The sequence below is a fragment of the Nannocystis pusilla genome (assembly GCF_026626665.1).
Classification (GTDB): domain Bacteria; phylum Myxococcota_A; class Polyangia; order Nannocystales; family Nannocystaceae; genus Nannocystis; species Nannocystis pusilla.
This window is the reverse complement of sequence record NZ_JAPNKE010000002.1, coordinates 11,075,901-11,101,979: the sequence shown is the minus strand read 5'-3', so window position 1 is coordinate 11,101,979 and position 26,079 is coordinate 11,075,901. Positions and strand designations below refer to the sequence as shown.

General features: G+C 69.4%; 24 protein-coding genes and 3 pseudogenes. 10 read left to right on the top strand and 17 right to left on the bottom strand.

The window, feature by feature from the left end; translation table 11 throughout:
* The first annotated feature begins 37 nt into the window (after nt 1–37).
* Entirely contained in the window at nt 38–1,447 is a 1,410-nt protein-coding gene (locus OV079_RS49150; RefSeq protein WP_267777237.1) for a WS/DGAT/MGAT family O-acyltransferase, read from the top strand.
* A 126-nt stretch (nt 1,448–1,573) separates the two neighbouring features.
* On the opposite strand, the gene OV079_RS49145 is transcribed toward OV079_RS49150, so the two are convergent.
* The 7 genes and pseudogenes from OV079_RS49145 to OV079_RS49115 form a co-directional block, all read right to left on the bottom strand.
* Complete coding sequence (locus OV079_RS49145; RefSeq protein ID WP_267777236.1) at nt 1,574–1,945, bottom strand: response regulator; 372 nt, start codon at nt 1,943–1,945, stop codon at nt 1,574–1,576.
* Nucleotides 1,936–2,535, bottom strand: coding sequence for a sensor histidine kinase (locus OV079_RS49140; RefSeq protein WP_267777234.1), 600 nt, complete (start codon nt 2,533–2,535; stop codon nt 1,936–1,938). The genes OV079_RS49145 and OV079_RS49140 overlap by 10 nt, the downstream gene beginning before the upstream one ends.
* Before the next feature lie 209 nt (nt 2,536–2,744).
* A pseudogene (locus OV079_RS49135) lies at nt 2,745–5,660 on the bottom strand (chemotaxis protein CheB); the annotation flags it as partial.
* Nucleotides 5,661–6,138: 478 nt separating this feature from the next.
* Nucleotides 6,139–6,483: a cation:proton antiporter regulatory subunit gene (locus OV079_RS49130; RefSeq protein WP_267777233.1), complete on the bottom strand. Its 345-nt coding sequence runs from the start codon at nt 6,481–6,483 to the stop codon at nt 6,139–6,141.
* Between the two features lie 8 nt (nt 6,484–6,491).
* Nucleotides 6,492–8,384: a cation:proton antiporter gene (locus OV079_RS49125; protein ID WP_267777231.1), complete on the bottom strand. Its 1,893-nt coding sequence runs from the start codon at nt 8,382–8,384 to the stop codon at nt 6,492–6,494.
* 33 nt (nt 8,385–8,417) lie between these two features.
* The gene (locus OV079_RS49120; protein ID WP_267777230.1) at nt 8,418–9,497 is read right to left on the bottom strand and encodes an AI-2E family transporter; all 1,080 of its coding nucleotides are present in this window, start codon (nt 9,495–9,497) and stop codon (nt 8,418–8,420) included.
* 462 nt (nt 9,498–9,959) lie between these two features.
* Nucleotides 9,960–10,247, bottom strand: a complete 288-nt coding sequence (locus OV079_RS49115; protein ID WP_267777229.1) for an AI-2E family transporter — start codon at nt 10,245–10,247, stop codon at nt 9,960–9,962.
* 410 nt (nt 10,248–10,657) lie between these two features.
* Between OV079_RS49115 and OV079_RS49110 the strand changes: the two genes are divergently transcribed.
* Both OV079_RS49110 and OV079_RS49105 read left to right on the top strand, forming a co-directional pair.
* A complete protein-coding gene (locus tag OV079_RS49110; RefSeq protein WP_267777227.1) occupies nt 10,658–10,780 on the top strand; it encodes a hypothetical protein in 123 nt (40 codons plus the stop codon).
* 329 nt (nt 10,781–11,109) lie between these two features.
* The gene (locus tag OV079_RS49105) at nt 11,110–11,310 is read left to right on the top strand and encodes a hypothetical protein (RefSeq protein WP_267777226.1); all 201 of its coding nucleotides are present in this window, start codon (nt 11,110–11,112) and stop codon (nt 11,308–11,310) included.
* Nucleotides 11,311–11,524: 214 nt separating this feature from the next.
* Here OV079_RS49105 and OV079_RS49100 read toward each other — a convergent pair whose 3' ends face one another.
* Complete coding sequence (locus OV079_RS49100) at nt 11,525–11,683, bottom strand: hypothetical protein (RefSeq protein WP_267777225.1); 159 nt, start codon at nt 11,681–11,683, stop codon at nt 11,525–11,527.
* A 608-nt stretch (nt 11,684–12,291) separates the two neighbouring features.
* On the opposite strand from OV079_RS49100, the pseudogene OV079_RS49095 reads away from it, so the two are divergent.
* Nucleotides 12,292–12,681, top strand: a pseudogene (locus OV079_RS49095) (GNAT family N-acetyltransferase); the annotation flags it as partial.
* Nucleotides 12,682–12,715: 34 nt separating this feature from the next.
* Here the strand turns inward: OV079_RS49095 and OV079_RS49090 are convergent.
* The 4 genes from OV079_RS49090 to OV079_RS49075 form a co-directional block, all read right to left on the bottom strand.
* Entirely contained in the window at nt 12,716–13,264 is a 549-nt protein-coding gene (locus tag OV079_RS49090) for a GNAT family N-acetyltransferase (protein WP_267777224.1), read from the bottom strand.
* A 295-nt stretch (nt 13,265–13,559) separates the two neighbouring features.
* Nucleotides 13,560–14,042 (bottom strand): OsmC family protein, encoded by a 483-nt coding sequence (locus tag OV079_RS49085; RefSeq protein WP_267777223.1) that lies wholly within the window; start codon nt 14,040–14,042, stop codon nt 13,560–13,562.
* A gap of 263 nt (nt 14,043–14,305) precedes the next feature.
* Nucleotides 14,306–14,929: a helix-turn-helix transcriptional regulator gene (locus tag OV079_RS49080; protein WP_267777222.1), complete on the bottom strand. Its 624-nt coding sequence runs from the start codon at nt 14,927–14,929 to the stop codon at nt 14,306–14,308.
* Complete coding sequence (locus OV079_RS49075) at nt 14,929–15,138, bottom strand: helix-turn-helix domain-containing protein (protein WP_267777220.1); 210 nt, start codon at nt 15,136–15,138, stop codon at nt 14,929–14,931. The genes OV079_RS49080 and OV079_RS49075 overlap by 1 nt, the downstream gene beginning before the upstream one ends.
* A gap of 113 nt (nt 15,139–15,251) precedes the next feature.
* On the opposite strand from OV079_RS49075, the gene OV079_RS49070 reads away from it, so the two are divergent.
* On the top strand, nt 15,252–15,668 hold the full coding sequence (locus OV079_RS49070) for a DUF1761 domain-containing protein (protein WP_267777219.1): 417 nt from the start codon (nt 15,252–15,254) through the stop codon (nt 15,666–15,668).
* A gap of 220 nt (nt 15,669–15,888) precedes the next feature.
* On the opposite strand, the gene OV079_RS49065 is transcribed toward OV079_RS49070, so the two are convergent.
* Nucleotides 15,889–16,821, bottom strand: a complete 933-nt coding sequence (locus OV079_RS49065; RefSeq protein ID WP_420829466.1) for a LysR family transcriptional regulator — start codon at nt 16,819–16,821, stop codon at nt 15,889–15,891.
* A 127-nt stretch (nt 16,822–16,948) separates the two neighbouring features.
* On the opposite strand from OV079_RS49065, the gene OV079_RS49055 reads away from it, so the two are divergent.
* From OV079_RS49055 to OV079_RS49040, 4 genes are all read left to right on the top strand, one after another.
* Entirely contained in the window at nt 16,949–18,403 is a 1,455-nt protein-coding gene (locus OV079_RS49055; protein WP_420829602.1) for an MFS transporter, read from the top strand.
* Between the two features lie 303 nt (nt 18,404–18,706).
* Nucleotides 18,707–19,534 carry a hypothetical protein gene (locus OV079_RS49050; protein ID WP_338089023.1) on the top strand — a complete coding sequence of 276 codons (828 nt, stop codon included), beginning with the start codon at nt 18,707–18,709 and terminating at the stop codon, nt 19,532–19,534.
* Between the two features lie 68 nt (nt 19,535–19,602).
* The gene (locus OV079_RS49045; protein WP_267777214.1) at nt 19,603–20,055 is read left to right on the top strand and encodes a hypothetical protein; all 453 of its coding nucleotides are present in this window, start codon (nt 19,603–19,605) and stop codon (nt 20,053–20,055) included.
* A 307-nt stretch (nt 20,056–20,362) separates the two neighbouring features.
* Entirely contained in the window at nt 20,363–21,043 is a 681-nt protein-coding gene (locus tag OV079_RS49040; RefSeq protein WP_267777212.1) for an MBL fold metallo-hydrolase, read from the top strand.
* A 151-nt stretch (nt 21,044–21,194) separates the two neighbouring features.
* On the opposite strand, the gene OV079_RS49035 is transcribed toward OV079_RS49040, so the two are convergent.
* Together OV079_RS49035 and OV079_RS49030 are read right to left on the bottom strand one after the other, a co-directional pair.
* Nucleotides 21,195–21,779: a LysR substrate-binding domain-containing protein gene (locus OV079_RS49035; RefSeq protein ID WP_267777210.1), complete on the bottom strand. Its 585-nt coding sequence runs from the start codon at nt 21,777–21,779 to the stop codon at nt 21,195–21,197.
* Nucleotides 21,776–22,096, bottom strand: a complete 321-nt coding sequence (locus tag OV079_RS49030) for a LysR family transcriptional regulator (protein ID WP_267777208.1) — start codon at nt 22,094–22,096, stop codon at nt 21,776–21,778. Before OV079_RS49030 ends, OV079_RS49035 begins: the two co-directional genes overlap by 4 nt.
* Before the next feature lie 119 nt (nt 22,097–22,215).
* Between OV079_RS49030 and OV079_RS49025 the strand changes: the two are divergent.
* Nucleotides 22,216–23,128: pseudogene (locus OV079_RS49025) on the top strand (SDR family oxidoreductase).
* Between the two features lie 73 nt (nt 23,129–23,201).
* On the opposite strand, the gene OV079_RS49020 reads toward OV079_RS49025, so the two are convergent.
* Together OV079_RS49020 and OV079_RS49015 are read right to left on the bottom strand one after the other, a co-directional pair.
* Nucleotides 23,202–23,603: a TerB family tellurite resistance protein gene (locus OV079_RS49020; RefSeq protein WP_267777204.1), complete on the bottom strand. Its 402-nt coding sequence runs from the start codon at nt 23,601–23,603 to the stop codon at nt 23,202–23,204.
* Between the two features lie 525 nt (nt 23,604–24,128).
* The gene (locus OV079_RS49015; RefSeq protein ID WP_267777202.1) at nt 24,129–25,964 is read right to left on the bottom strand and encodes a site-specific DNA-methyltransferase; all 1,836 of its coding nucleotides are present in this window, start codon (nt 25,962–25,964) and stop codon (nt 24,129–24,131) included.
* Between the last annotated feature and the right edge of the window lie 115 nt (nt 25,965–26,079).

The following is a 26,079-nucleotide window of genomic DNA, read 5'->3' as shown; positions in this document are numbered from 1 at the left end:
CGGCCACACTCCGCCACGGACGCGTCCGATGCAGCGAATGACCGGACTCGACGCGAGCTTCCTTTACATGGAGTCGCCGTCGGTGTCGATGCACACAGTCAACGTCATGCTCATGGACGTGTCGCAAGTACCCGGCGGCTACTCCTTCACCCGGATCAGGCGGCTGTTCGAGCGCCGCATCCACCTGGTCCCCCTGCTCCGGCGCAGAATCGTGGAGGTTTCGGGCGATCTCTACCATCCGGTGTGGATCGAGGATCCCACGCTAGACCTCTCCCAACACCTGCGACGGGCGAAGCTGGCGCCCCCCGGCGACAGACGCGCCCTCGAGTCTCTGGTCGGCGAGATCCTCTCGACTCACATGAGCCGCGCCCGCCCTCTGTGGGAGATCACGTTCGTCGAAGGTCTCGAAGGGAACCGGGTGGCGCTCATATGCAAGGTGCACCACGCGGTCATCGACGGCGCGGCGATGACCACAGTGCTGGAGCGGGTGATGACCAGCGAACGGGACGACCACGACGTGGCGCCCCCGACGAGCACGTGGACCGCGGAGCCGCTGCCCGGCGCGCGACAGCTCGTCCTCGACGCGCTCCGCGATCGTCTGCGGAGCCTGTCCCGGCTGCCACGCCTCCTCGGAAGGACGGCGCGCGCCGGCGTGCAGCTGCTGCGGCGCACGCCCGGCCACAAGCTCTCACTCCCTTTTTCCGGGCCCCGGACCGCGTTCAACGCCCCGCTCACGCCGCGACGCAGCTTCGCCACGGTAGACCTGCCGCTCGCGGACCTGCTGGCCATCAAGACCCTGACTGGTTGCACGCTCAACGACGTCGTCCTCGGCGTCGCCGCCGGCGCGCTTCGGCGCTTCATGGACCACCACGGCGAGGTCCATCGACGACCGTTGCTGGCGAGCGTGCCGGTCGCCACCGGCGGACTCGAGGACGGCCGGCTCAGCGGAAACAAGGTGTCGAGCCTCCTCGTCTCGCTGCGCACGGATGTCGCCGATCCGCTGACGCGCCTGCGAGAGATCCGCGCGCTCACGGAGGCAGCCAAGGACGCCCACGATCACCAGGTCGGCGGCTTGCTCGAGCAATGGAGCGAGTACGCGCGCCCCTGGCTGATACGGCTATTCATGGACCAGGTGCTGCCGCGCCTGCCGCGACCGCCGGTCAACCTCGTGATCTCGAACGTGCGCGGGGCGAGGGAGACGCAATACCTCGTCGGCTCCGCGCTCGACAGCGTCTACCTCGGCGGGCCGCTGCTCGAACAGATCGGACTCAATCTGACGATCTGGAGCTACCGCGACACGGTGCATCTCGCCGCGGTCGGTTGCCCCGACACCATCCCCGATCCCCGCCTCCTACTCGCAGAATGCGAGCACGCGCTCGCCGAGCTCGTCGTCGCGGCCCAGCGCGAAGGGCCGGGGCGCGGTCATCCCGTCATGTGCCATGAATGAAGATGAAACAGACGCCGGTCGGCGCGAACAGGCTCGCAGGCTGGTCCTGCGCGCAACGGTGGCGGGCGCGTTCTACCTCTGTTGGTCGATGCTCGAGCCCCCACGCCACGCCCTGCCGTGCCGATATCAGCCGGGCGCATGCACGTGCGGCGAGTGATGAATGATTCGCGCGAGCGCTTCGGGGTCCACCGGCTTGATCAAATGCAGATCGAAGCCGGCCTTCTTGACATTCTCCGTGTCCGATGGGAGGCCGTGACCGGTCAAGGCGATGATGAGGGCGCCTGCTGTCGACGAGGCCGCGCGGAGGGCCCGGCACACCTCGTAGCCGTCCATGGAGCCGGAGAGGCTGAGGTCGCACAGGACCACGTCGGGTGGATCTGCGAGCGCCGCCTCCACCCCTGCTGCGCCGGAATCGGCGATCGCGGCCGAATGACCCCACATGTCGAGCAACATGCCGAGGCTCTGGGCGGCGTCCTCGTTGTCCTCGATCACGAGCACGTGCCGCCGATCGTCGGGGGGCCTGGGAACTCCGGCGAGTCCGCTTCCGTGGCGGGCGGGGCTGAAGCCACGAGGGGCAAACGAATCGAGACCTCCGTACCACGACCCTGGCCCGCGCTCGTCGCCTTGACCGTGCCCCCGTGCAGCTCGACCAGCGCCTTGACGAGCGAGAGGCCGAGGCCGAGGCCGCCCCGCCCTCGTGCGAGGTGAACGTCGGACTGCGCGAAGGGCTCGAAGGCTCTGGCCAGGGTCTCGGGGTCCATGCCGACGCCGTTGTCGCTCACCCGCACGACCGCGGTGTCGCCTCGCCGCTCGAGCACGACGGAGATCCGTCCGCCGGGGTCGGTGAATTTGAACGCGTTGCCGAGGATATTGCTGATGCATTGCGACAGCCGCACCGCGTCTCCGTTCACCAGCAGAGGCTCGCGGGCGGTGAACTGCACGGAGACGTTCGCGCGGGCCGCCTCGGCGCGGTGATCCTCGACCACGGTGCGAACCACGGCGACGAGGTCTTCGCGCCGCTTCTTGAGGAGGATCTTGCCGCTGGAGATCCGGGAGACGTCCAGCAGATCATCGATGAGCCGGGCCATGTGCGCGGCCTGGCGATCGACCATTTCCACCGCCCGCTGGATCTCGGGGGTGGTGGCGGGCACGGCCCGCCGCAATAATGAATCGCGTTGCGGATCGGCGCGAGCGGGTTTCGCAGCTCGTGGCCCAGCAGCGCGAGGAACTCGGTCTTCTTCCGATCCGCCGCGTTGACCTCGTGGAAGCGCTCCTGGGTCTCGCGGAGGGCCTGTCGGTCGCGCTCGTGCTCGGTGATGTCGCGCGCGATCCACGAGACCGCGGCCCGGCTGCCCTGGGTGTCGGTGATGGGCGACAAACTCGCCAGCACCCGCACCGGCGAGCCGTCTCTTCGCCGCAAGATCGCCTCGATCGGCGGACTGCGCTCACCGCGGAGCGCCGCGGCGAAGGCCGAGGCGAACGGCGACGATTCGCCGGGGGCGACGAGGAAGCCGATCGGTCGCCCGGCGGCCTCCTTCGCGGTGTGACCGAACATCAGCTCGGCGCCGTGGTTCCAGGTCACGATCGCGGCGCGCTCGTCGAGCGCCAGGATCGCGTCGTGGGACGACTCCACGATCGCCGCCAGCCGGCGCGCCGAGTCCCTGGCGGACTTCAAATCGGTGATGTCGACGAATGTGATGACCACGCCGACGACCACGTCGTCGGCCGTTCGGTAGGGCTGGATCCGCTGCTGGTACCAGACATCCCCATCCAGCAGGTGGACCTCGCGTTGCGACGGGGACTGGGTCTGCAGCACCCGCTCGACGTCCGCGACGAGGTCACCGCCGGCGAACTTCGGGACGATGTCGGTGATGTCGCGCCCGACGTCGCTGTCGATCAGCCGAAACAGTTGGCTCGCCTCGGGCGAGAAGCGCTTGATGGTGAGGTCGCCGGACAGGAACAGGGTGGCGATCCGGCTGCTGGCGAACAGGTTTTGCAGGTCGCTGTTGGCCTTGTCGAGCTCCTGGAGCTTGCGGCTCAGTTCGGTGTTGACGGTATGGAGCTCCTCGTTGATCGATTGCAGCTCCTCCTTCGAGGTCTGGAGCTCTTCGTTGGCCGACTGGAGCTCCTCGTTGGACGATTGAAACTCCTCGTTGGTCGACTTCAGCTCTTCGTTCGCGACCTCGAGCTCCTCGACCGCAGTCTGCAGGTTCTCCCGGGTGCTGCGCAGCTCGGTCTCCAGCGCCGCGGCGTGCGCGTCGCCGATCGCGGGGGTGCGGCCCTCGGCCTCCGCCTGTTCGGAGCTCAGGGAGGTGCCCGACTCGTAAAAGATCACGGCGTACAGATCGGAGTCCGCGCCGAGCTCGAGGAGCGGCCGGACGACGATGTCGACCGGCTGAACGCGGCCGTCGACGGGGAGCGAGACTCCGCGCTGGATCCGCTCCTGGCGCTTGCTGGTGGCCTCGCGCAGCAACACGTGCAAGTGCGGCCGGAGCTCCTTGCTGGCCATCTCGAGCACGTTGATCCCCGCCGCGCCCGGCGCGAGCTCGAGGAACTTCCGCGTCTGCCCCGAGACGAACACGATCCCACCGTTGCCGCGGACGATGACGGCGGGGGGCGCATAGACGGCGAGGATGAGGCGCTCGAGCGTCCGGGTGAGGCTCTGATCCCGGGCCGCCGGCTCGTGGCCCTGCGGCGCGGCGATCCGACGACCGGACAGGCCGAGCCCCCCGACCGGGAAGCTGACGGAGACCTTCGCCTCCTTCCGCTGGAAGATCCGTTGCTTCGCATCGACGACGGCGAACAGTTCGGGGTGGGCCGTGACGTTCTCGGACGGTCCGAGCAAAAGGAAGCCGCCGGGACGGAGACCGTAGTGGAACAACGGAAAGACGGTCCGCTGGAGATCGCTCTCGAGGTAGATCAGCACGTTGCGGCACGAGATCAGGTCGAGCCGTGAAAACGGTGGATCGCTGATGATGCTGTGCGTCGAGAACACGCACATGTCCCGGATCTCCTTGCGGACCTGCCACCCTCCGTTCGGTCGGGGCGCGAAGAAGCGTTCGAGCCGCTCCGGGGAGACCCGGTCCGCGATCGTCTCCGGGTATCGCCCGGCCCGCGCCACCTCCAGCGCCTCGTCGTCGATGTCGGTGGCGAAGATCTTGGCGCCGAGGGCCGCCGTCTGCGGCGCCTCGGCCAGCAGCATGGCGATCGAGTAGGCTTCCTCGCCGGTGGCGCAGCCGGGGACCCACACCCGCACGGGGTCGTTCGGCGCCCGGTTTGTGAGGATCCGCGGCAAAACGTCCCGAGCCAGCGCCTCGAACAGCTCGGGATCGCGGAAGAATTGGGTCACGCTGATCAGCAGGTCCTGAAACAGCTGATCGACCTCCGCGGGCGTGTTCTTCAACAGGTCGACGTAATCCTCCAGCGAGCGCCGCTGGAGCACGTGGATTCGCCGCTGCACCCGTCGTTCCATCGTCGAACGCTTGTAGCGGCTGAAGTCGCGCCCGGTCCTGCGTTGAATGAGCGCGCAGAGCTGATGCATCAGCAAGTCGTGCTCGCGCGCCCTGGTCGCTTCGTGCGCGCCGTCGACCGGGCCTGCGCCGGCGCTCTGGATGCGTGCGACGTACTCCATCACCTTGGCGGGCATCGCCTCGACCGGGAGGATCCAGTCGACCTGGCCGGCGTCGATCGCGGTGCGGGGCATCGTGTTGTACTTCGCGGAGGCGAGGTCCTGTGCCATCGCCACCCCGCCGTGCTCCTTGATCGCCTTGAGGCCGAGGCTGCCGTCGCTGCCGGTCCCGGAGAGGATGACGCCGATCGCTCGCTCCCCGCGCTCCTCGGCCAGAGAGCGGAGAAACGTGTCGATGAGGTTGGTGCGGTCGTCTCGCGCTTCGAGTCGGAGCGCGCCGTGCTCGAGGGTGAGGGCCGCGTTGGGAGGGATGATGTACACGTGGTCGGGCTCGACGCGCGCTCCGTCCTCTGCCGCGCTCACCGGCAGCGCCGTCTGCTTGGCGAGCAGTTCGGGCATGAGGCTCGGGAGGTGCGGGGCGAGGTGCGAGACGACGACGAAGGCCACGCCAGGCTCGGGCGGCATGTGGGCGAACAGTTGCTCCAAGGCCTCGAGGCCGCCGGCGGAGGCGCCGATACCGACGACGGGACAGAGAGCCGAGCGTTCCTCCGAATTGCCGGGGCGAATAGAGGTCGGCACGTACATTCCTCGAGGGGTCAAGCGCCCGCGCGCAGCAGAGCAACCCGATCGCATAGCACGCGGATATCCCCCGACGCAATCGAAAGCGCGGGCGCAGGGCCCAGGCCGCGCTCGCCTGCGAGAGCTTTTTTCGCCTGGGGCGTGTGAGCCCCGCCTTCGAACGGCGGACGCGCCTGCCACAGACAGGTCTCGGGCGTTGGTGCTCGGCTGCTCGCTGGCGCCGACGGCGACGGTGGACATCGTCAAGCGGACCGCGCGAGGAGCCGCTCGTCGAGCGCAGGGTCGGCGAACGTGACGGCGCGGAAAGGTCCTGAGCGACCGGAACAGTCTGCGGCGTGCAAGAGACGCCACGTCTTCGTCGACTCGAGCAGCCCCGTCGACAGGGGCGCAACAAAGACACGAAGGATGGTCGACCCATCTGCGGCGCGCCGGGAACAGGTCCGAATGGCAGGTTCTCGGGCCGGCGGCGCGCCAGGCAGGCTCATCATGGCCCTGGTGCCTCGCCAGCTTCCGTGGCCTTCGGGGCCGCTCGAAGCAGGTCTTGTGCCGTCGCGAGCGCGGTCTCGGGGCCGAGCAGGACGAGGATGTCGCCGAGCTCGAGCGGCTCTCGCGGCGACGGGAGGAGCGCGCCGGCCCCATGACGCTCGATTGCGACGACATCGGCGCCGCTGCGCGACTTCAGGTCGAGTCCGGTGAGCGAATTGCAGGCTGCGAGGCTGCCCGCTTCGAGGCGGATCCGTCTCAGGCTGGAACACCCGGGGGGCAGATCGTGCGCCGGTGGGAGCGGCTCGGCGAGCTCCGCCGTGTCGCGTCCCTGGCGCGCCAGCACCTGGACGATCAGTTCGGCGCCGGCGTGCGTGTGCTTCCAGCATGGTGATGCTCTGCCAGGCCTTGTGGGCGAGGAGGGCGAGCACGAAGACCAGGATGAGCAGGCCCGAACGGACTGGGACGAAGGGCTGCGAGAGGAGCACCAGCGGCAGGCCGATGACGATGAGGAGAGCCAGCTCGATCACGACGGTCAGCACGGGCCACGGCGCTTGCTCGACCTCCGCGGTGTCGGCCCTGTGAGGCGGGAGGGTCCCTTCGGCGAGGGTGCGGGCGAGTGCCGCGCTGCGCCGGAGTACGCCGACGAAAAAGAGGCCGGCGAACAGCAGCGTCACTGCGGTCCAAACGCCACCCACCAGCGCTGCGGGCAGCGCGAAGCGGTGAGAGAGGACGGCGACGATCTCGTCCCGGACCTCGCTCGACGCGGCGAGCACGGCGACCAGCGACACCGCGTCGACCGCGAGAGAGCGCGCCCCGGCGGAGCCGGCTCGACGCCGAGGCCGGGGGCGCGGACCAGAGGCGCTTGATCCACGCTCCGTAGAGCGCCACCAGGAGGCGCAGTTTGGCGGGCAGGCGCGCCTCGAAGCCCGCGGCAGCGCCGTGCGAGCGCCGGACCATCCACGGCGTGATCACCGACGTGAGCAGGGAGACGCCCACGACCACCGGGAAGATGAATTCGCCGGTGACCCCGGACGCGATGCCGAGCCCGGCGATGATGAACGAGAACTCGCCAATCTGAGCGAGGCTCATCCCTGCACGTACGGAAGTCTGCACCCCCTGGCCGAACAGGAACGCGCCGAGCGAGACGCCCGCGACCTTCCCGACGAGCACGAGGGCGGTGAACGCGAGCACAGGAAGCCAGTGCGCGGCGATCTGCGACGGGTCGATCGATATCCCGACCGAGATGAAGAACAGCGCGCCGAAGATGTCGCGCAGCGGTCGAATGACGTGCTCGACGCTCGTGCCCTCCCCCGATTCGGCGACGAGGAGGCCCGCGAGGAATGCGCCGAGGGCGACCGAGTAACCCGCGGCCGACGTCAGGGCAGTCGTGATGAAGCAGATGGCGATCCCGGCGATCAGCGTCGACTCGGCACGATGCTGTCCGACGACGCGGCGGAGGAAGCGCGGCACGACCAGCAAGCCCGCGGTGAGCACGACGATGAGAAAACCGAGCAGCTTGCCGAGAGTCAGTGCGAACTCGCCGGCGGACAGGCCGCTCCCCGAGGCGATCGCCGTCAGCACGGCGAGGAGCAGGATTGCGATCAGGTCCTCGAACACGAGGATGGCGGTCGTGACCGCGGTGAACTCGCCGCGGAGGTGCTGATCCTCGAACGCCTTGGCGACGAACATCGTCGAGGAGATGGCGACGCACGCGCCGACGAACAGGCTCTCGACCCTGGTCCACGCGAACGCTCGACCGAGCAGGTAGCCGGCCGACACCATCAGCCCGACGACGAACAGAGCCGTCATCCCGGTCGAGGGGCCGATGCGGGCGATCTTTCGCAGGTTGAATTCGATGCCGATGCTGAACATCAGGAGGATGACGCCGAATTCGGACATCGCGTGCGTCAAGGCGGCGCCGCCGGGGCCGGCGATCATCGTCCAGGGCACGTGCGGCCCCAACAGCATTCCTGCGAGCAAATGGCCGAAGATGGGCGGTTGCTTGAAATGCTGCGAGACCAGGCTCGTCATCGCGGCCGTGCCCAGGACGACGCTGAGCGCCTGGAGGTAATATGGGAGGCTGGCCGCCATGGTCCCGCTAAAGGTACCCCAGCGGGTCATTCCTGCAGCGGCGTGGCCGGCGCCGCGGACCGCGACTTCGAGCGGACCCGACTCGACGCCGACGCCGCCCTTGACGAGTATGCGCGAGCGTTCGCGCCGATTCCCGAGGAAGGTGTCGATCAATTCGACGTAACCGCTTCGAGACCGAGGAGCCGCTCATTCCACCACGGCCGAGTTCGGTATTGTGGGCTCTCCGGGGTGGCGAAAAGCTTCGAAGAGCGAGAGGGCGATCGCCAACACCACCGGTCCGAGCACCAGGCCGATGAGCCCGAACACCTGCAAGCCGCCGAGCACCGCGAAGAAGATGAAGAGTTCGTGCAGCTTGGCCCGCTTCCCCACGAGCCGGGGCCGCAGGAAGTTGTCGACCAGGCTGATGACGAACACTCCCCACAGCGCGAGCAGGATGCCCTTGATCCACGCGCCGGTCACGACGAGGTAGATGGCGGCCGGGATCCACACCACGAACGCGCCGGCGAGCGGGATGAGCGACAGGAAGATCATCGCCACGCCCCAGATAATGGCCGAGGGCACGCCGAGCACCGCGAACGCCACGCCGCCGAGGACGCCCTGAAGGGTAGCGATGACGAGCACGCCGTTGACGCTGGCGCCGACGACCTCGCCTATCCGCCGCAGGATCTCCCGGGTCTGACGGTCCTGCAGCGGGATCGCGCCTGCCAACGCGTCGCGCACCATCCGCCCGTCGCGGAACAGGTAGAACATCACGAACACGACGAATAACGCCCGAACGAACAGGCCGAGCACGTCGCCGAGGACGCCGAGCGTCCTGTTGGCGAGCTGCATGCCGAACGTCCGCAGCTGTTCGCTGATCTGCTGACGGATCTGCTCGAGGTCGACGTGTCGCCCCAACCACCGCATCGCCGGCCCGGTGAGCTCGGACTCGGGATCGAGGAGCTGGCCAAAGCCTGTCTGCAACAGCCCGATTGCCGGCGTGATCTCGCGGACGATCGCCCACATCACGAGACCCATCGGCGCGCCGATCGCGGCGATCACGAACAGGGTCGTCAACCCCGCGCTGAGGTTGGGCCGTTTCGTGCGTGCGAGGATCCGCCGATGCACAGGATTGAAGGTGAGGATCAAGACACCTGCCCAAAGGAGCACGTCGACGAAGGGCAGGAGCATCAACCAGCAGAGATAGAACGCGCCGACCACCGCGGCGAGCAGGATGAGTCTGCGGGCCTGTTCTCGCCGATCCGGGTTCGTTTCCGTGTCGTTCATGAGACGCCAGACATGGATCGGATCCTGGCGTGTGGGGCCGGGCTGCGTCGGCCGGGGCGGCGGCTGCTGCGCTGACCAGGGTCTGCCGCGACCCCCGCTGCGCGTGACGCCGCGCGAGACGCCGGAACCTCCTGGCTTGGTGGCGAGCGGCTTGCGCTCCGAGCTGCGTCTGCGCCTCGAATGCTGTTGTTCTCGTGACCTGGCGCCGCCTGAATCGTGCGCCGCGTCACTCATCACGCTTGCTGGCTTTTCTCGTAGAGCCAGGAAGAGTGCCAGGAGCGGCACCGGCCTCGCCGTCCGTGGCCCATGGGGGCCGCGACGGGCTGGGCGAAGCTCACCGGCCTCTGCAGTACCCACGATCTCTCCTCACCGAATTACATCTCAGAACACTTCGCGCATCGGCGCGGCGCCCGAGGGCGAAGGCACCGGCGGGCGAGCCGACCGGGGCGTGAGGCGCGGCTGCTACGGCCTCACCAGCGGCGACCTGAGCGGAGGCATCGTCGGTGTGGGCAGGATGACCTCGGGATGGCGGAATGCCTCGAACAGGGACAAGCCGACCCCGAGCACGACCGGCCCGAGCACGATGCCGAGGAAGCCGAAGAGGTGCAGCCCGCCGAGGATGGCGAAGAAGATCAGGAGCTCGTGGAGCTCGGTGCGCTTGCCGACGAGGCGTGGGCGCAAGAAGTTGTCGATGAGTCCGGCGGTATTGAGGTACTCGGTCGCCTCGGCGCGGATGTGCAGGACGTCCATGCGCTCGTACCAGGAGCGATTGTGGCGTGAACCCAGGGCACACGTGTGCCCTGAGCGCCGAGCAGGCGCAAATGGGCGCTCCATGGGCCTCGCGCGGCTCCCACGACCCCTTGGAAGCGCCCACGGAAGCCTCCGAGTATGAACTATTGGCCTGAGCAACTTGCATCGCGCAATTCACATTATTGCTAAACACCCTGTCAGGAGGCTGGCAAGGTAGGAACCGTCGCTGCGACAACCGCTCGAGCCCGGCGACGTTCTCGTCGTCCTCGGCCCCGACGCAGCGCTCGCGGCAGCACGAACCATCCTCCACGCCGACCCGGAGCCTCGAGGCACGCCTGTTCGGCGCGCGCCGACCCGGCCGCCTCGAGGCCCCCGCAGCGGCATCGGCGCGATCGGGCGAGAGCGAGGTCATGGTCAAGAACATCGCGGCGCCGCAGGAAGACCGGGCGGCCTTCGCGGCCCGCGGCGCCGGCCTTCGAAATGGACCGGATAATTCGCGTCGTGAGGATGCGCGATTTCCGGGCGTTCTGTGAATAGAGAGCTGATTTCATGCAGTTCGCCGCTGGCGAAGAGCGCTGCGGGGGCTTCATTGGTTTGACTTCCCATCGTATCCTCCCACGCTCGCATGGCTCGCGGCCTTACGACGGCTGCCCAGGCGAAGCATCGAACCGAACGAACATGTGGAATTCTACATCCGCGCGCTCATGCGGGCCTGGGCCTCGTTTCGCGCCAGTAAACCTCCGCCGGAATGCCGGCGAAGCTCTCGGCGCCTGCGAGAAGTCCAGCTGGGTCAGGCCGTGCTTGCGGCGGAGTTTGCAAGGCGTCGCGTAGGCCGCTACTGACGGCCTGCGAAGGTCGGGACATGTTCGGCAAGACTCGACGCAGGCACCGGCTCGCCGCCGCCGTGGAGAGGATGACGGTCGCTGAGGGTGAGTTGACCGCGGCCATGGCCGAACTCGTCGTCACGCAGCGGGCCGAGAAGCAGATTGTGGGGGAGCGGCTGCGCAAGGCGATGGCGGAGCTCGTCGCGGCACGAAGTGGATTGTCCGAGCTCGCGCGATGACGATCGCAGCGGATTCGAGCGGGTGCGGCGGTCCTACCCGGGTACGCGGCGCGAGGTCGGGGATGGCTCGACAGGCCCGCCGGCTGCACCTCACCGGCGGAGAACGAGTAGCGCTGCTCCGAAACTCTCCAAGGTGGGAGGAGCCACGGCGTCGAGCCGGCGCAGGAACGGTCGCCCCCGCGACGCGGGCTCGTCCCAGCGAGAGAGCGGCGTCTTACGGCTCCACTTCGAGGCAAAGGCCGACTTGGTGCCCACCAGCCCTCGGCTGCACCTTCACATCGGTGTCCGGCGGAGCGTTCTCGGTCTTCTCTGCCTCCGTCTCGCTCGGCGCGGGGGTCTTCTTCTCGGTCTCGTCGATCGTTGGGTCGCTCATGGTTTGATAGCTACCACAGGCCCGCTCACCCCTGGAGAACTGCGGAGCGGCGAAGGGAGTGATGGCGGGCGCTCGTGCGGGCGCGGGCGCGAACGCGACGCGTTCGTTGTCTCGATGGCCCATCGGCTGGCGGCCTCGAGGCTGGCGCTGCAGGAGTGTCTGGGTTGGCTCAGCGCCCCGAATGCGCGCCGGCGCGATCTCCGGGTTGTCTCAGAATTTGTCCCGATTTTGTCGCGACTGGGGCAGATTTCGAGACAACCCCTCGTGTTCGGGCCCGTAGCGGGGTCTAGCGAGCTCTGTACACCACATCACCAATACTCGAACGGAACAGCGTTACCGAGGCCCGTCAGTGGCCCATACGGCACTGAGTGGAATCAGGCGGTTTCAGTGGGCCGAGAGGCCATGTTAACACCGCTTCGGAGCGGACACCGACCCGACCGCACCATCCAGCATTGCGGATCGCGTGGGAGTATACTGCGCACCGTAAGGGCATGATCTCGCAGACCGACCTCTACACTGAGCGACTGCTGCTTCGACCGTTTCGAGCCGGCGACGTCGACGACGCCCTCGCGTACCGCAACGATCGCTAGTTTTCTCGCTATCTCCCGCACATACCCCAGCCGTTCGAGAGGCACCACGCCGAAGCGTTCGTGGCGCTGAACATGTCCGACTCGTGGGCCACCTCGCCAACCTTCGGGATCGAATTCGCGGGCAAGCTCATCGGAACAGTCAATCACGAAGTGGATCCACCCGCGCGCACAGCGATGCTGGGCTATGCAATCGGGCGGGCCTGGTGGGGGCGCGGGTTCGCCACCGAAGCCACGCAGGCGATGTTGCGATGGTCGATCGAGACCTACGGCCTTACACGGATCTGGGCGTCCACCGATCTCGGGAACGTCCACTCACAGCGCGTGCTCGAGAAGCTCGGCATGCAGCGCGGATCGGCCTCCCCATGCGAAGGCGTTGAAATCTCCCGATGTACCTCGTCCCGAACGTAACCGACGCCAACGTTTTCGCGGATCGGATCCATGGTCACCGGCAGTCCGGACGCATACCTTCGACCCGGTCTTCCACGGTGAGCGCCCAGCGCTCGTGATCTCGCCACTCGCCGGCGACAAGCAGGTAACGGGGCGAGAAACCCTCGTTCCTGAAGTCGAGTCGACGGACGAGGGCGATCGAGCGCAGGTTTCCGGGCTGAATGTTCGCCTCGACGCGGTGCAGGCCGAGCTCGCCGAAGGCGCGGTCGATGACGAGGCGCAGGCCGTCGGCCATGTGGCCGCGCCCCTCGCCCCCGCTGAACGCGTAGTACCCGAGGTAGCCCGAACAGAACGCGCCCTTGACGATGTTGTTGATGTTGACGACGCCGACCAGACGCCCCTCAACCCGGAGGAAGAAGCCGGTGTGCACAGGCTCGCGGAGACGGTCGAGGTACGCAGCGAACGCGGCCTGCGAGGCGGGTGGAGACACCCACGGCCGATGGAGCCCGCCGCTGGCGGCCATGGCCTCGAGGAACTCCGACTCGTCGCCCTTGCCCGGGGTGTGGAGGCTGACGGGAGAAGCACCGGCGAGGGGTCGCGACATCGAGCGTATGGTGCGCCATCGTAGCGCCGAACGGCAACGGTGCGGACCGTCGCGTGTCTTTGCACCGCGCCGATGGTGGCGGGGCCGGGTATTCATCGACCTCAAGCGCCGCGAGGAGCTGTCGTTTCTGCTGGTCGTGCCTGGACCTCACCGCGACGTGGCTGCTCGAGACGATCCTGCACGGCTTCGGGTCGTCGGGACGTACTGAGGCGCGGCGACCCGCTTCTCGCGCCCGCCGTCGCTCGTCATGAGCGTCGCTGACCTTGCAGCTGGTCTTCGAGGAGTGCCGGCTCGACTACGAGGTCGCGACGTCCTGAACGCGCACGACCGGCTCGTGGCGTACCGGGAAGTTGACCGAGGAGGCGATGAAACACGCCTTGTGGGCGTCGGCGTGCAGGCGGGTGGCCGTCTCGACCATCTCCGGCGCGGCCACGGTAGCCTCCGGGCGCAGGACGACCTCGGTGAAGTGGCCGCCATCCGCGGTCACGGCCATGGTGCCGACGGCGTGGTCGACGTACGCGGTGACCACGACACCCGCAGTCGAGCACAGGTGCAGATACCACAACATGTGGCACTGCGACAGCGAGCCGACCAGCAACTGCTCTGGGTTCCAGCGCGCCGGGTCGCCGCGGAAGGCGGGGTCGGAGCTGCCCGGGATGGTCGGCGGGCCGTCGGCCGACAGCTCGTGGTCGCGGCCGTAGTCGCGGTAGCCGCTGGTGCCGGTGCCCTTGTTGCCGGTCCAGGCCACGACCGTCGGATACGTGTGCAGGCGTGTCATGTGTGCTCTTCCTTGTCGCGTCGGGCGGTGATGCAGGTGTCGAGGACGTGGGCACGGGCGATCCCGGCGGCCTCCTCGGAGTGCCCGCCGGCGCGATCGCGGCCAGCCGCTCGTGCTGCTCCGACACGTGCGCGGGCTGCGTTCGTCCACATGGTGCCTGCAGACATCGCATCTCGCGGGCGAAGCCGACAGGTACAGTTCGCAGCGTGGTGGAGCATCACAGTTCGACCCGGTCCCGCGGTGGATGTCGTCCTCGACGATCGTCACCGCGTGCGCGCGGGCGATCGCCACGATCGCCCGGCGGCGGCCCGCACCGATCGCCTCCACGCTCCCGTCCTCGACGAACGGCGCCACGGCCTCCGGCTCGGCCGACAACACCGCGCTCCTCGACACGGCCAGCGATCGCCCGAGCGCGACCCCTTGAACATCCCCGCGACGAAGCTCGCCACGTCGCCCCCGGGGACGGCGCGGCGATGGAAATGCGTGCCAGGGCGGTCGCGCAGCGTCATGCGATCGACCCTGTAGGTGTGCCAATCCGCCGCCGCAGGGCTCCACGCCAGCAGGTACCACCGGCCCGCGTGCGCGACGAGACCATGCGGCTCGACGACCCGGGTCGCTCCGGCGCCGTAATCGAAGCGGAGCATCTCGAGCTCGCGGATCGCAGCGCCCACGGCGAGGAACGTGGCGGCGTCGAGCCGCCCGTTCGTCGGCGCGCCGGCGGGGGCGCGGACGACCTCCACCGAATCCATGCGCCGACGCAGCCGCGCAGGCATCAGCTGTCGCACCGTCGACAGCGCCCGCTCGGCCGCCGTGTCGAGCTTCGTGTCCGCGAGGCTCACCGTCCGCAGGGCGAGCGCCAGCGCGACGATCTGCTCCTCATCGAACATCAGGGGCGGCAGCTCCGAGCCCGCCTCCAATCGGTAGCCGCCGTCCGGACCATTGTCGCGTGGATGTGATACCCGAGCTGACGCAATCGATCGACGTCGCGGCGGACCGTGCGCTCGCTGACCGCGAGCCGCTCGGCCAACACGTGCCCCGACCACTCCCGGCGCGCCTGGAGCAGGGACAGCAGCAGCAGCGTCCGCGAGGTCGTCATGTTTCGCAGTGTGCCGGAAATAGCGGACAGAAACTGACCGCGACCTTTGTTACCGTCCGCGGCCACGGGCAAGCGAGCAACGCCGGCCCACCACCCACACCAGAAAGCTCCACATGTTCGTCGCCTTCACCGACCTCAACTGGATCGCCGTAGCGATCGCCTTCATCGTCGCCGCCGGACTCGGCGGCCTCTACTACGGCATCGCCATCGCGCGCGCGTACGACGTCGCGCTCGGCCGGGTGGGCAAGCCCGCGCCCGCTCCGTCGATGGTGCGAAACCTCGGACCCGCAGTGTGCACATTGTTCACGACGGTCACGACAGCCGTGCTGCTCGAGGCCCTCGACATCACCTCGCTCGGCGAAGCGCTGGGCTTCGGCATGGTCGTCGGCGTGGGTTACCTCGCCGCGATGACCTTCCAGATCGCGCTCAACCCCAACTTCCCGCACCCGCTGTTCTACGGCCTGCTGAACGCCCCGTATTTCGTGCTCACCAGCCTGACCACCAGCGTCATCATCGTACAGCTTCGATGAGCTGCACGACCGCCGATGCCACCTTCAAGCGGCCGACGATGGGCCCCGACGGGATCGAGCTGACGTTCGCGCTCAACCATCTCGAGTACTTCCCGCTCACGACAGTGCGGCTCGACCTCGTGGGAAAGAGGCCCGGCGCGCGCGTCGTGTCGACCTCGAGCAGCATGCAGGCGCGTGGGAAGCTCGACCTGGCGAAGACACCGACCTCGCTCGAGCGCTCTCATTTCGAATCGCGGCTCTCGCTTCGCGGCGAACCGCCGAGCAGGTCCGCGCACGCGTCCCGAACGCAGCGTCTGAGCCAGCGATGAGCCGGATCGGCGTCGAGTCGCGGATGCCAGAGCAGTGAGACCGTGATCTCGGGCGCGGCGAACGGCAGGCGAAAGCTGTGCATGCCGTCTCGCAGGCCGCCGGTGTGGCGCTCCGGGACGCTGGCGATCAGGTCCGAGGAGCGCGCCAGCGCCAGCGCCGTGGAGAAGCCGCCGACGACCGTCACGATGTCCCGCTGCAGCCCGAGCGGCGCCATGGCCTCGGCGATCGGTCCCTGTTCGAGCCCCCGCCGCGAGATGCTGATGTGCCGGCCGCTGGTGTAGCGGGACAGGGTGACCCGACCCTTGCTCAGCGGGTGGCCGGCGCGCACGACTCCGATGAAGCGGTCCCGGAACAGCGCCTGCGACCGCACCTCGGGCCCCATCTCCTGGCTGACGATACCGGTCTCGAGATCGACGGCGCCCTCGCGCAGGGGTCCGCTGTCCTTGTTCAGCTTCTGCACGAAGCGCAGCCGCACCCGCGGAGCCTCTGCGCCGACCCGGGCGATCAGGCCCGGGCCGAAGGTCTCGGCGAACCCTTCGCTGGATCGCAGCGTGAACGTTCGAGCGAGGACCGCGAGGTCGAGCGCCTCGACGGGACGGAGCACCGCCCCGGCGTCCTGGACGAGCTGGCCGACCCGCGCGCGGAGCTCGAGCGCGCGAGGGGTCGGGACGAGGCCGCGTCCCGCCCTGACGAGCAACGGGTCGCCGGTCGCCTCCCGTAGCCGCGCCAGAGTCCTGCTCATCGCGGAGGGGCTCAGCTGCAGCCGCCGCGCCGCGACCGCGACGCTCTCCTCCGCCAGCAGCACCTCCAGGGCGACGAGCAGGTTGAGATCGGGTCTCGACACCGCCCCACCGTAGCGTCACCGAGACATGGCGTCAAATGCACTGATGAAGTGCAATCAGTGCGCCTTCCGCCATGTCTGGCCGGGGCGCACGCTCCTCCTCGTGCCGACCAGAACGACCGATGGCCCCCTGAATCGCCCGCTTCACACCGAGGACGAGGCGCGCGATGCGAGCGCATCATCGCCGCGATCCGCGCGAGGGGCCCTCGCTGCGCTGGCGCTTTCGATGCTGCTGTCCTCGCTCGGCACCAGCATCGCCAACGTCGCGCTGCCGACGCTGACGCAGGTGTTCGAGGCCGCGTTCCAGGCGGCTTCATGGATCGTCCTCGCCTACCTCCTGACGGTCACGTCCTCGATCGTCAGCGTCGGGCGACTCGGCGATCGGATCGGCCGGCGCCGCTTGCTGCTGGCCGGGCTGTCCCTGTTCACGGCGGCCTCGATGGCGGCCGGCCTCGCCCCGGCGCTCTGGCTGGTGATCGTCGCCCGCGCGGTGCAGGGCCTCGGCGCGGCCGTCATGATGGCGCTCTCGATCGCGTTCGTGGGCGACGTCGTCCCGAAGGCGCGGACGGGTCGCGCGATGGGGCTGCTCGGCACGGCGTCCGCGATCGGGACGGCGCTCGGCCCGTCGCTGGGCGGGGTCCTGATCGACCAGTTCGGCTGGCGCGCCATCTTCCTCGTCAACGTCCCGCTCGCCCTCGCCGCGGTGCTGCTCGCGCGGCGCTGCCTGCCCGCGGATCGCCCGACGCCGGAGGCGCACGGGGCCGGGTTCGACGTCGTCGGCACGCTGCTGCTCGCCGCGACGCTCGCCGCCTACGCGCTCGCCATGACGCTCGGGCGCGGTCACCTCGGCCTGTTCAACCTCTCGCTCGTGATCGCCTCGGTGATCGGCGCGGGCCTGTTCCTGTTCGCCGAGACGCGAGCGGCCGCCCCGCTGATCCGGTTGGCCCTGTTCGGCGATCCGACGCTGAGCGCGAGCCTCCTCGCCAACCTGCTCGTCTCGACGGTGCTGATGGCGACGCTGGTCGTCGGCCCGTTCTACCTGTCGCGCTCGCTCGGACTCGACGCCGGTCTCGTCGGCGGTGTCCTGTCGCTGGGGCCGATCGTGGCCGCGCTGCTCGGTGTACCGGCGGGGCGGATCGTGGACCGCATCGGCACGGGGCGCATGAGCATCATCGGGCTCGTCGGCATCGCTACCGGTGCGTGCCTGCTCGCCATGACGCCGGAGACCCTCGGCGTTCCCGGCTACGTCGCGCCCACCGTCGTCCTCACCGCCGGCTACGCGCTGTTCCAGGTGGCCAACAACACGGCCGTCATGGCCGGTGTCGACCCGCAACAGCGGGGTGTCGTGTCCGGAACGCTCAACCTGTCGCGCAACCTCGGACTCATCACGGGTGCCGCGGTCATGGGCGCCGTATTCGCGTTCGCCTCGGGTACGGACGAGATCACGGCGGCAGACCCCGCGGCGGTCGCGGCCGGCATGCGGAGCACGTTCGTCGTGGCGGCGGCGCTGATCGTGGCGGCGCTCGCCGTCGTGGCGGGAGGTCGTGCACTCGCGGCGCGTCGACTCTCGCCGGTGGCCCCGTGACGAGCTCGGGCGCCTCCATTCAACCCCGGAATCGGTGACATCATGCGCAACCCAGCCCTCACGCGAGTGATCGCGTGGACATTGGCGCTCCTCCTGTTTCCCCGCATCGCTACTGCTCGAGGACCCGCGGCCCCCGCGACCGGGCCCGAGGCGAAGGGCTTCGTGCTACGCAGCGCCGACGGGGTGAACAGCCTCCGATTGCTCGGACTCCTGCAGCTCCAGCTGGCGCACGACCGGAGCGACGGGTCGCCCGACAGGAGCGCCCTGTTCGTCAACCGAGCTCGCGTCGGCCTCGTCGGGAGCATGTTCAGCCGACACCTGCGCTACACGCTCGTCGCGGAATTCAGCGGCAAGAGCCCCAGGCTCATGTTCCTCAACGTCGACTACACGTTCGTCCCCGACTGGCTCTCGCTGCGCGTGGGGCAATTCAAGCGGCCGTTCTCGCGGCCGTTCATGACGCTCGCCAGTGAACTCGCGATGATCGACCGGCCGACGCCGGCCGGGCCGGGCGTGTTCGGGGACAACGCGGACATCGGCGTGATGCTGCACAATGGAACGACGGGCCGCTTCGAATACGCGGTGGGCGTCTTCAACGGCGCCGGGCCCAATGTGGTGCCGGACCGGATCCACCCGCTGGTCGCGGCGCGTGTCGGGTACAACACCGCGGGCCTGATGCCCTACAGCGAGAGCGACCTCGAAGGCGGCGCGCCGCGCTTCGGCGTCGCGGCGGCCGGACTCGTCGATCTCGGCAAGCCCGGGGACAGGCAGTCGTTCGTCAGCGGGCTCGTCGACGTGATGTTCAAGGCGCGCGGGTTGTCGCTGTCGTCGGCGCTGTACGCTGGCTCCCGCCAGGCCGGTCCGCGCTGGACGGACCAGCACTTCAGCGCGCTCGGACATTACACCCAGCTGGGCTACGTCATCGCCAAGCGGTTCGAGCCCGTCGTCCGCTACTCGTTCGTGCTGCCCGGCGGCGAGGGCAACCACCAACACGACGTGGCCGGCGGCCTCAACGTGTTCTTTCGCGGCCACGCCTTCAAATGGCAGACGGTCGTGAGCGCCCGATTCCAGTCCCACGACGGCAGAGCGACGCCGGACGTGCGTCTCCAGTCCCAGCTCGGTCTGGCGTTCTAGCGCTCGAACACGCACGTCCGTGTCAGGCCGATGGCGGGCGAAGATGGGTTTGCGATAACATGAGGCCGATGGACCTCGAAGCCCTGCGTGACCGCGTTTTCGCCCACCCCGACAACGCCGCCGTCCTCGCCTGGCTGGAGGCGCAGCCCTCCGACCCGCTCAAGCCCGGGACGAACGGATACGGCTACGACGAGGGCGCCGGCGCGTTCTTCTGGGAATGGGGCCGCCGCGTCCCCGAGGACGCGAAGTTCGACCTCTCGTACCACCACCTGATGATCCACCCCGTCGCTGCGCGGATCTTCGCGTTCCAGCACGGCCGATTCACGTTCGTGCTCCGCCGGGACTGGGAGCGCGCCGGCAAGGTGCCCGACGAGGACGCTCGCGTCGGGTACACCCTCGACAGCAGCGTCGACTTCTCCGACCTCGGCGATCCCTGGTGCCTGCTCAACGGCAAGGTCGACGAGGGCGACGAGGAGGACGAGCTCCTGTGGGCCTGGGAGCTCGCTGGCCGCGATCCGTAGACGGCGAGCCGTCGCCGCCCGACTCGCGAGCCCGCGAGATCGGCGCTCGCATTTTTGCGATTGTGTCTCGCATCCGTGCGAAGGCCGCAGCGTCGCCTTGCCGGCCCCGCTGACCTTCGCGCGAGGCGTCGCACCCACATTCGTGCGCGGGCGCGACGATTGTGGGCAGCGTGCCGGCGCAGTAGCGTCGCCGCATGAAGTTCATTCGCACGACGTTCGGGGCCCTCGCGCTGTTCGCAGTCCTCGCTACCGGCTGCGCCGCCGGGGACAAGGGCACTGCCCCCCGGGCGGCGTCGAGATCGTCCGCATGGAGCGGAAGTTCGTCAACAACTACCTGCTGCTCGGCGAGCGGGTGGTGCTCGTCGACACGGGCGTGCCCGGCAACGAGAAGCGCGTGTTACGGGCGCTCGCGCGGCGCGGCAAAAAGCCGTCGGACGTCGCGCTGATCGTCGTGACGCACGGCCACGCCGACCACGCCGGCTCGGGCGCGGCGCTGCGGGAGGCCACCGGTGCGCCGATCGCCGGGGGCGTCGGCGACGCGGCGATGAACCGCGCCGGACACAACGACCGGCTGCAGCCGACCGGCGCGCCCGGCCGTCGAGTCATGCCATTCGTCGTCCAGGAGTACCCCGGCTACGCACCCGACATCGAGGTCGCCGACACCCTCGACCTCCGGCCGTACGGGGTCGCCGGCAAGGTGATCGTCGTCCCCGGGCACACCTCCGGCTCGCTCGCCGTGGTCCTCGACGACGGGCGCGCTCTCAGCGGCGACCTCGTCCGCGGCCGCTTCGGCGCGCGGACGAAGCCGGCGCTGCACTACTTCCACGCCGACGTCGACGCGGCCCACCGGCACCTCCAGCGAATGATCGACAGCGGAGTCCGCGAGATCGACCCCGGCCACGGGCACACCCTGAAGGCCGACGCGGTGCGCCGCTTCCTCGACGAATGGCTGTCCGACCAGAGCCCGGGCGATCGGCCATGGCCATAAGGACATGTCGCCCAGGACATGCCTCCTCCGTGTTCGGCTCGCCGCGACCGTTCGCGTGCACCTCCGTGGACAGCGCCCGTTCCGCACGGTCATCGGGTCCGCGTCGACCCGGCATCGGCGGCCACGCCCTGCGACCTTGTCGAGCTCCACGTCAACGAGACTTCACCAGTTCGCGCACGAGGGGCGAGAGCAGCTCCGTCAGCCAGGTCATCACGGCGCGCACGCGACGTGGTGCCGAGCGCCCGTGCGTGTGAAGCAGCGTGATGGGCACCGGTCGCGCGGTGAGCTCCGGCAGGATCTCGACGAGCTTGTTCGCGTGCCGCTCCTGCCCGGGGCGCGGCACCTGCACGATGCCCAGGCCGGCGATGCACGCCGCCTCGTACGCGTCGAAGTTGTCGACGGTCACCGCGCTGCGCATCGGCAGCTCGTTGTACGTTTTGCCGTCGAAGTACTCGAAGACCGGGGCCGAGTCGGTGGCGTAGTGGACGACGAGGTGGTCGCGTAGATCTTCCAGTGTGCGCGGAGTTCCATGCTGGCGCAGGTACGAGGGGCTCGCGCAGTTCATCATCGGCGCCTCGCCGAGACGGTGCCCGACGAGCTCCGGCTCGAGGACCGGCCCCACCCGCAGCACGAGGTCGAAGCCCTCGCGCAGCGCTGCCACGATTCGGTCGCTCGCGCAGATCTCCAGCTGCAGCTGCGGATGGCGCGCGAGCAGCTCGGGCAGGCGGGGGATCACGTACTCGCGCGCGATGAGGACGGGAAGCTCGACGCGCACCCTCCCCGCAGCCCGCGACCCGCCTGGAACAGCGCCCCGATCTCCTCGGCCTCCGCGAGAAAGCCGTGGGCACGCTTCAGCAGCGACTCTCCCTCGGGAGTGAGGCGAACGACCCGCGTCGAGCGGCGGAGGAGCTGCGCCCCGAGCTCGCCCTCCAGCCTCTGCACGTGCGCCGAGGCCCGCGCCTTCGGCATGCCGAGCTGTTGAGCGGCCTGCGTGAAGCTCTGCAGCTCGGCGACCCGGACGAAGACCTTGAGAGAGTCGAGGTCGAAGCTCATTGTCTGGAACTACCAGACAGTGTGTCGGCGGGCGCGCTCTTTTTCGCGGCTCGGGTGGTCCTTACGCTACCGCCATGAAGCTCGAGGCCCAAAGCGATCCTCGTCACCGGGGTAACGTCATGGCGAACTGGAAGACCTCCGACATTCCGGCCCAGAAGGGCCGTTTGGCCGTCGTCACGGGCACCGGGGGGCTCGGGCTCGAGGACGCCCTGGCGCTGGCGCGGGCCGGCGGAGAGGTCATCATCGCGGGCCGCAACCCGCAGAGAGGGGCGGACGCAGTCGCGGAGTCCTCGCGGAGGTGCCCTCGGCGACTGTCTGGTTCGAGCAGCTCGATCTCGCCAGCCTCGAGTCCGTGTCGCAGTTCGCCGCTCGCCTGCGGGGCCGGCGAGACAGGCTCGATCTCCTGATCAACAACGCCGCCGTGATGACGCCGCCGCGGCGGCAGGAGACCTCGGATGGCTTCGAGCTGCAGTTCGGCACCAACTATCTCGGCCACTTCGCCCTGACGGCCCAGCTCATGCCGCTGCTGCGAAACGGGGCGAGTCCACGCGTCGTCACGCTGTCGAGCGTCGCTGCGCGGGACGCTGCGATGGACTTCGACGATCTGCAGGCGAAGCGCAGCTACGCCCCGATGCGGGCCTATGGCCAGTCGAAGCTCGCCTGCCTGATGTTCGCCTTCGAATTGCAGCGGCGCAGCGAGGCGAATCGGTGGGGCGTCGCCAGCATCGCCGCGCACCCCGGCATCTCGCGCACCGATCTCCTGCACAACGCGCCCGGGCGCTGGAGCGCCGCCGGCATCTCGCGGACGCTCCTGTGGTTCCTGTTCCAGCCCGCGTCGCAGGGCGCTCTCCCGACGCTGTTCGCCGCGACCTCGCCCGAGGCGAGCGCCGGCGCTACTACGGTCCGAACAAGATGAACGAGATGCGTGGCGCTCCGGCTCTGGCGAAGGTTCCGCCGCGAGCGGAAGACCGGGCCGCCGCCGAACACCTCTGGCGCGTGTCCGAGCAGCTCACCGGCCTCTCCTTCCCATGAACCGGACTGCGCATCTCTCTCGCCGCGGTGCTGCCGATCGCCGCGCGCGGCGGATGCTCCGGAGCTCCGCCGATCAGACCAGCAGGCCGTGCAGCTCGTCGCCGCCGAGGATCTCGAGCGTGAGGTCGGAGAACTCCTCTTGCGGCAGGCCGAGCGCGGCGGCGACGGTGCGCAGATAGATGTCCTCCGCGAGGTCGAGCTCCTCGTCGGCGTCGTTGACGCTGGCGACCAGCTCGAGCAGCTTGCGCTTGTCCTCCTGGCTCAGGCCGTCGAGTCCGGCGGCCACCTGCTGCACGTTGAAGGCGGCCGGGCTGAACGTGTTGATCAGCCGGAGCAGCGCGTCGGGCACCTCGGCCCCGCCGAGCAATGTCGACAGGAGCGAGCGGATCCGCGTGATCTCGGCGCCGGCGAGGCGCTTGTCGGCATACGCGGCGCCGAGCAGGAGCTGGGTGATCTGTTCGATGTGCTGCTTCATCGCGTCCTCTGGGCCCGGGCGCAGGCCCGCGGCGGGGCGAGGGTATCGCAAAGGCGCTGCGTCCGCACGACGACGCGCCGCCCGACGCACCCCGTCTCCGCCAGACCTCGCCCGCGGCGCTCGCCGCCGTGCCGTGCGGCGGCCCTGACGGCGAGCGCACCTCCGCCGAGTCCGCTTGCCAGGTCACGGCCGCGGCGGCGTCGCCCGCTCGGTGGCGCGCGAGCGGCCCCGGGCCGGGCGACCGCTCGCCGAAGGCCCGCGTCGTGGCACGGACGCGCCGACCTGCGCTCGTCCCCTCGCACCTGTCTTTGAGGTCATCCGAACAGGCAGCCCGAATCATCGCTGCACGGCGATTCAACCGTCGTTCTTCACGCCGGGCGGACGGCTCCGGCGAATCAGCGGCCAGAGTGCATACATTCGAACGAGCCCACGCGTACTTCCACACCTCTCGACGCGCGCATCGACGATATCTCGCGGAACGGCTCCCGCCTCGCGGTGCTCGACGCCCGGGCTTGCGACGCCGACTCAGCCGATCGCCCGCCTGGAGATCCGTCCGGCCGCGTCGACCGCCTCGACCACGACCCTGCCCTCGCCCGCGATCGCCGGCGACGACGACTCCATGGCGCCGTCGCGCCCGCGCTGCGTCGACCACCGCGGGGTGAACACGCCATCCTGGCCGCGGTCGTCGATCGCCCACTCGACGATCGCGTCGACGCCCAGGTGGGCCCAGCAGCCGGCGCTGTCCGGTGCGGCGTAGTCGGCGAGCCGGATCGCTCGAACCCCAGCCGTCACTTCGACGGCGAGCGACAGCCGCGAGACTCGCGTGGGCCCGATCGCCTCGTCCTCCACGAACGTGCGCGGCACCTCCCACAGCGTCACCCCGGGCGCCTCCACGTCGTGCACCGAGGGGTCGAAGACCCACGCGATCACCTCGAGCGCCGCGGCCCCGGCCGCTCGCGCCGCGGCCTGCCAGCGCGCGATGTCGCCGGCGGTCGGTCGCTGCTCGCTGGCCGCCACCACCACGGCCGCCTCGCCGCGCCGCCCATGCATCTGTCCCTCGGGCCATGTCGATTCTCCGGATGCGTCGCCCGATTCTCCGACGACGGCCCGCGCCGTGACCTGTCCCTCGGACCAGGCCGTCGCGCCGTGCAGCGCGAGCAGGCGGGCGCGCAGCTCGGCCTCGCCGAGGCGCAGGGCCAGCGCGCGGCGGGCGGCAGGCATCGCGTCGAACACCGCGAACGGGCCGGCCTCGCCGCGCTGCGTCATCGCGCGCAGGCGCCGGCGGATGACCGTGAAGGCCGGCTGCGAGCGATCGATCACCACCCAGCGCCTCCCGCAGCGAGCGGCGACCGCGGCGGTCGTGCCGGAGCCGGCGAACGCGTCGAGGATCAGGTCGCCCGGGCGCGAACACATGTGGACGATCCGCTCGAGCAGCGCCTCCGGCTTCTGCGTGTCGTAGCCGACCCGCTCGGTGTGCGTCCCCTGCAGCGCGCGGATGTCGGTCCACACGTCCTGCAGCGGCACCCCCTCCTGCTCGTCGAGGTAGTGCTTCTGCCGCGGCACCGCGCCCGGTCGGCTCTGGTACACCCGGCCGCTGCGATGCAGCTCCTCCATCGTCGCCTGGCCGTAGCGCCAGAACCGGCGCACGCCGAGGAACTCGTAGCTCGGGTTGCCCTTGGCCGCGCCGCCGGGGGCCGTGAGCGGGCTCGACATGAAGCGGCGGCCCGTCCCGAGCTCGACGTGGCGGTACCACTTCGCCACGTAGTCCTTGTCGTACGGCGCGCGCAAGGTCGTCCACGTGCGCTCCGGGCCCATCCCGTAGATGAGCAGCACGTCGTGGACCGCCCCGAGCCGGCGCGCGCCCTGGGCGGCGTCGTTGTGGGCCGAGTAGCGCTTCCACGCGACCTGGTTGACGAAGTTGTCGGCGCCGAACACCTCGTCCATCACCACGCGCACGTGGTGGCACACCTGCATGCCGACGTGGACCACGATCGTCGCCGTCGGCTTCATCAGCGCGCGCAGCAGCACCAGGCGCGGGTACAGCATCGACAGGTAGCCGGGGCCGCCCCACGTGTCGCGGTAGGCCAGGACCTCGACCTCGCCCTTCCTTAAGTAGTGCGACGCGCCGACGTCGAACGGCGGGTCGATGTAGACCAGGTCGACGGCCGCGCCGAGCTCCTCGCGCAGCGCCGCCAGGGCCAGCGAGTTGTCGCCCCAGATCAGCCGGTCCTGCCAGCCGCTCGCCTCGCCGACGCGCTCGCGCAGCGTCAACGGACCCGGCGAGACGGCGGCGGGCAGCGGGACCTTGCCGGGCCAGGTCAGCTCCACTCGCCCCTCGCTCGCGGTCGTCCGCCTGGGCATCGCCGGCCATCGTACCCGACCTCAACCGGGCCCAGAACCGGCGCTGACGGCCCATTGAGGGAGCTAGTGCGAAATCGCGCCACCTCTTGGCGGCTCTGGCGGGATCGCGCACACT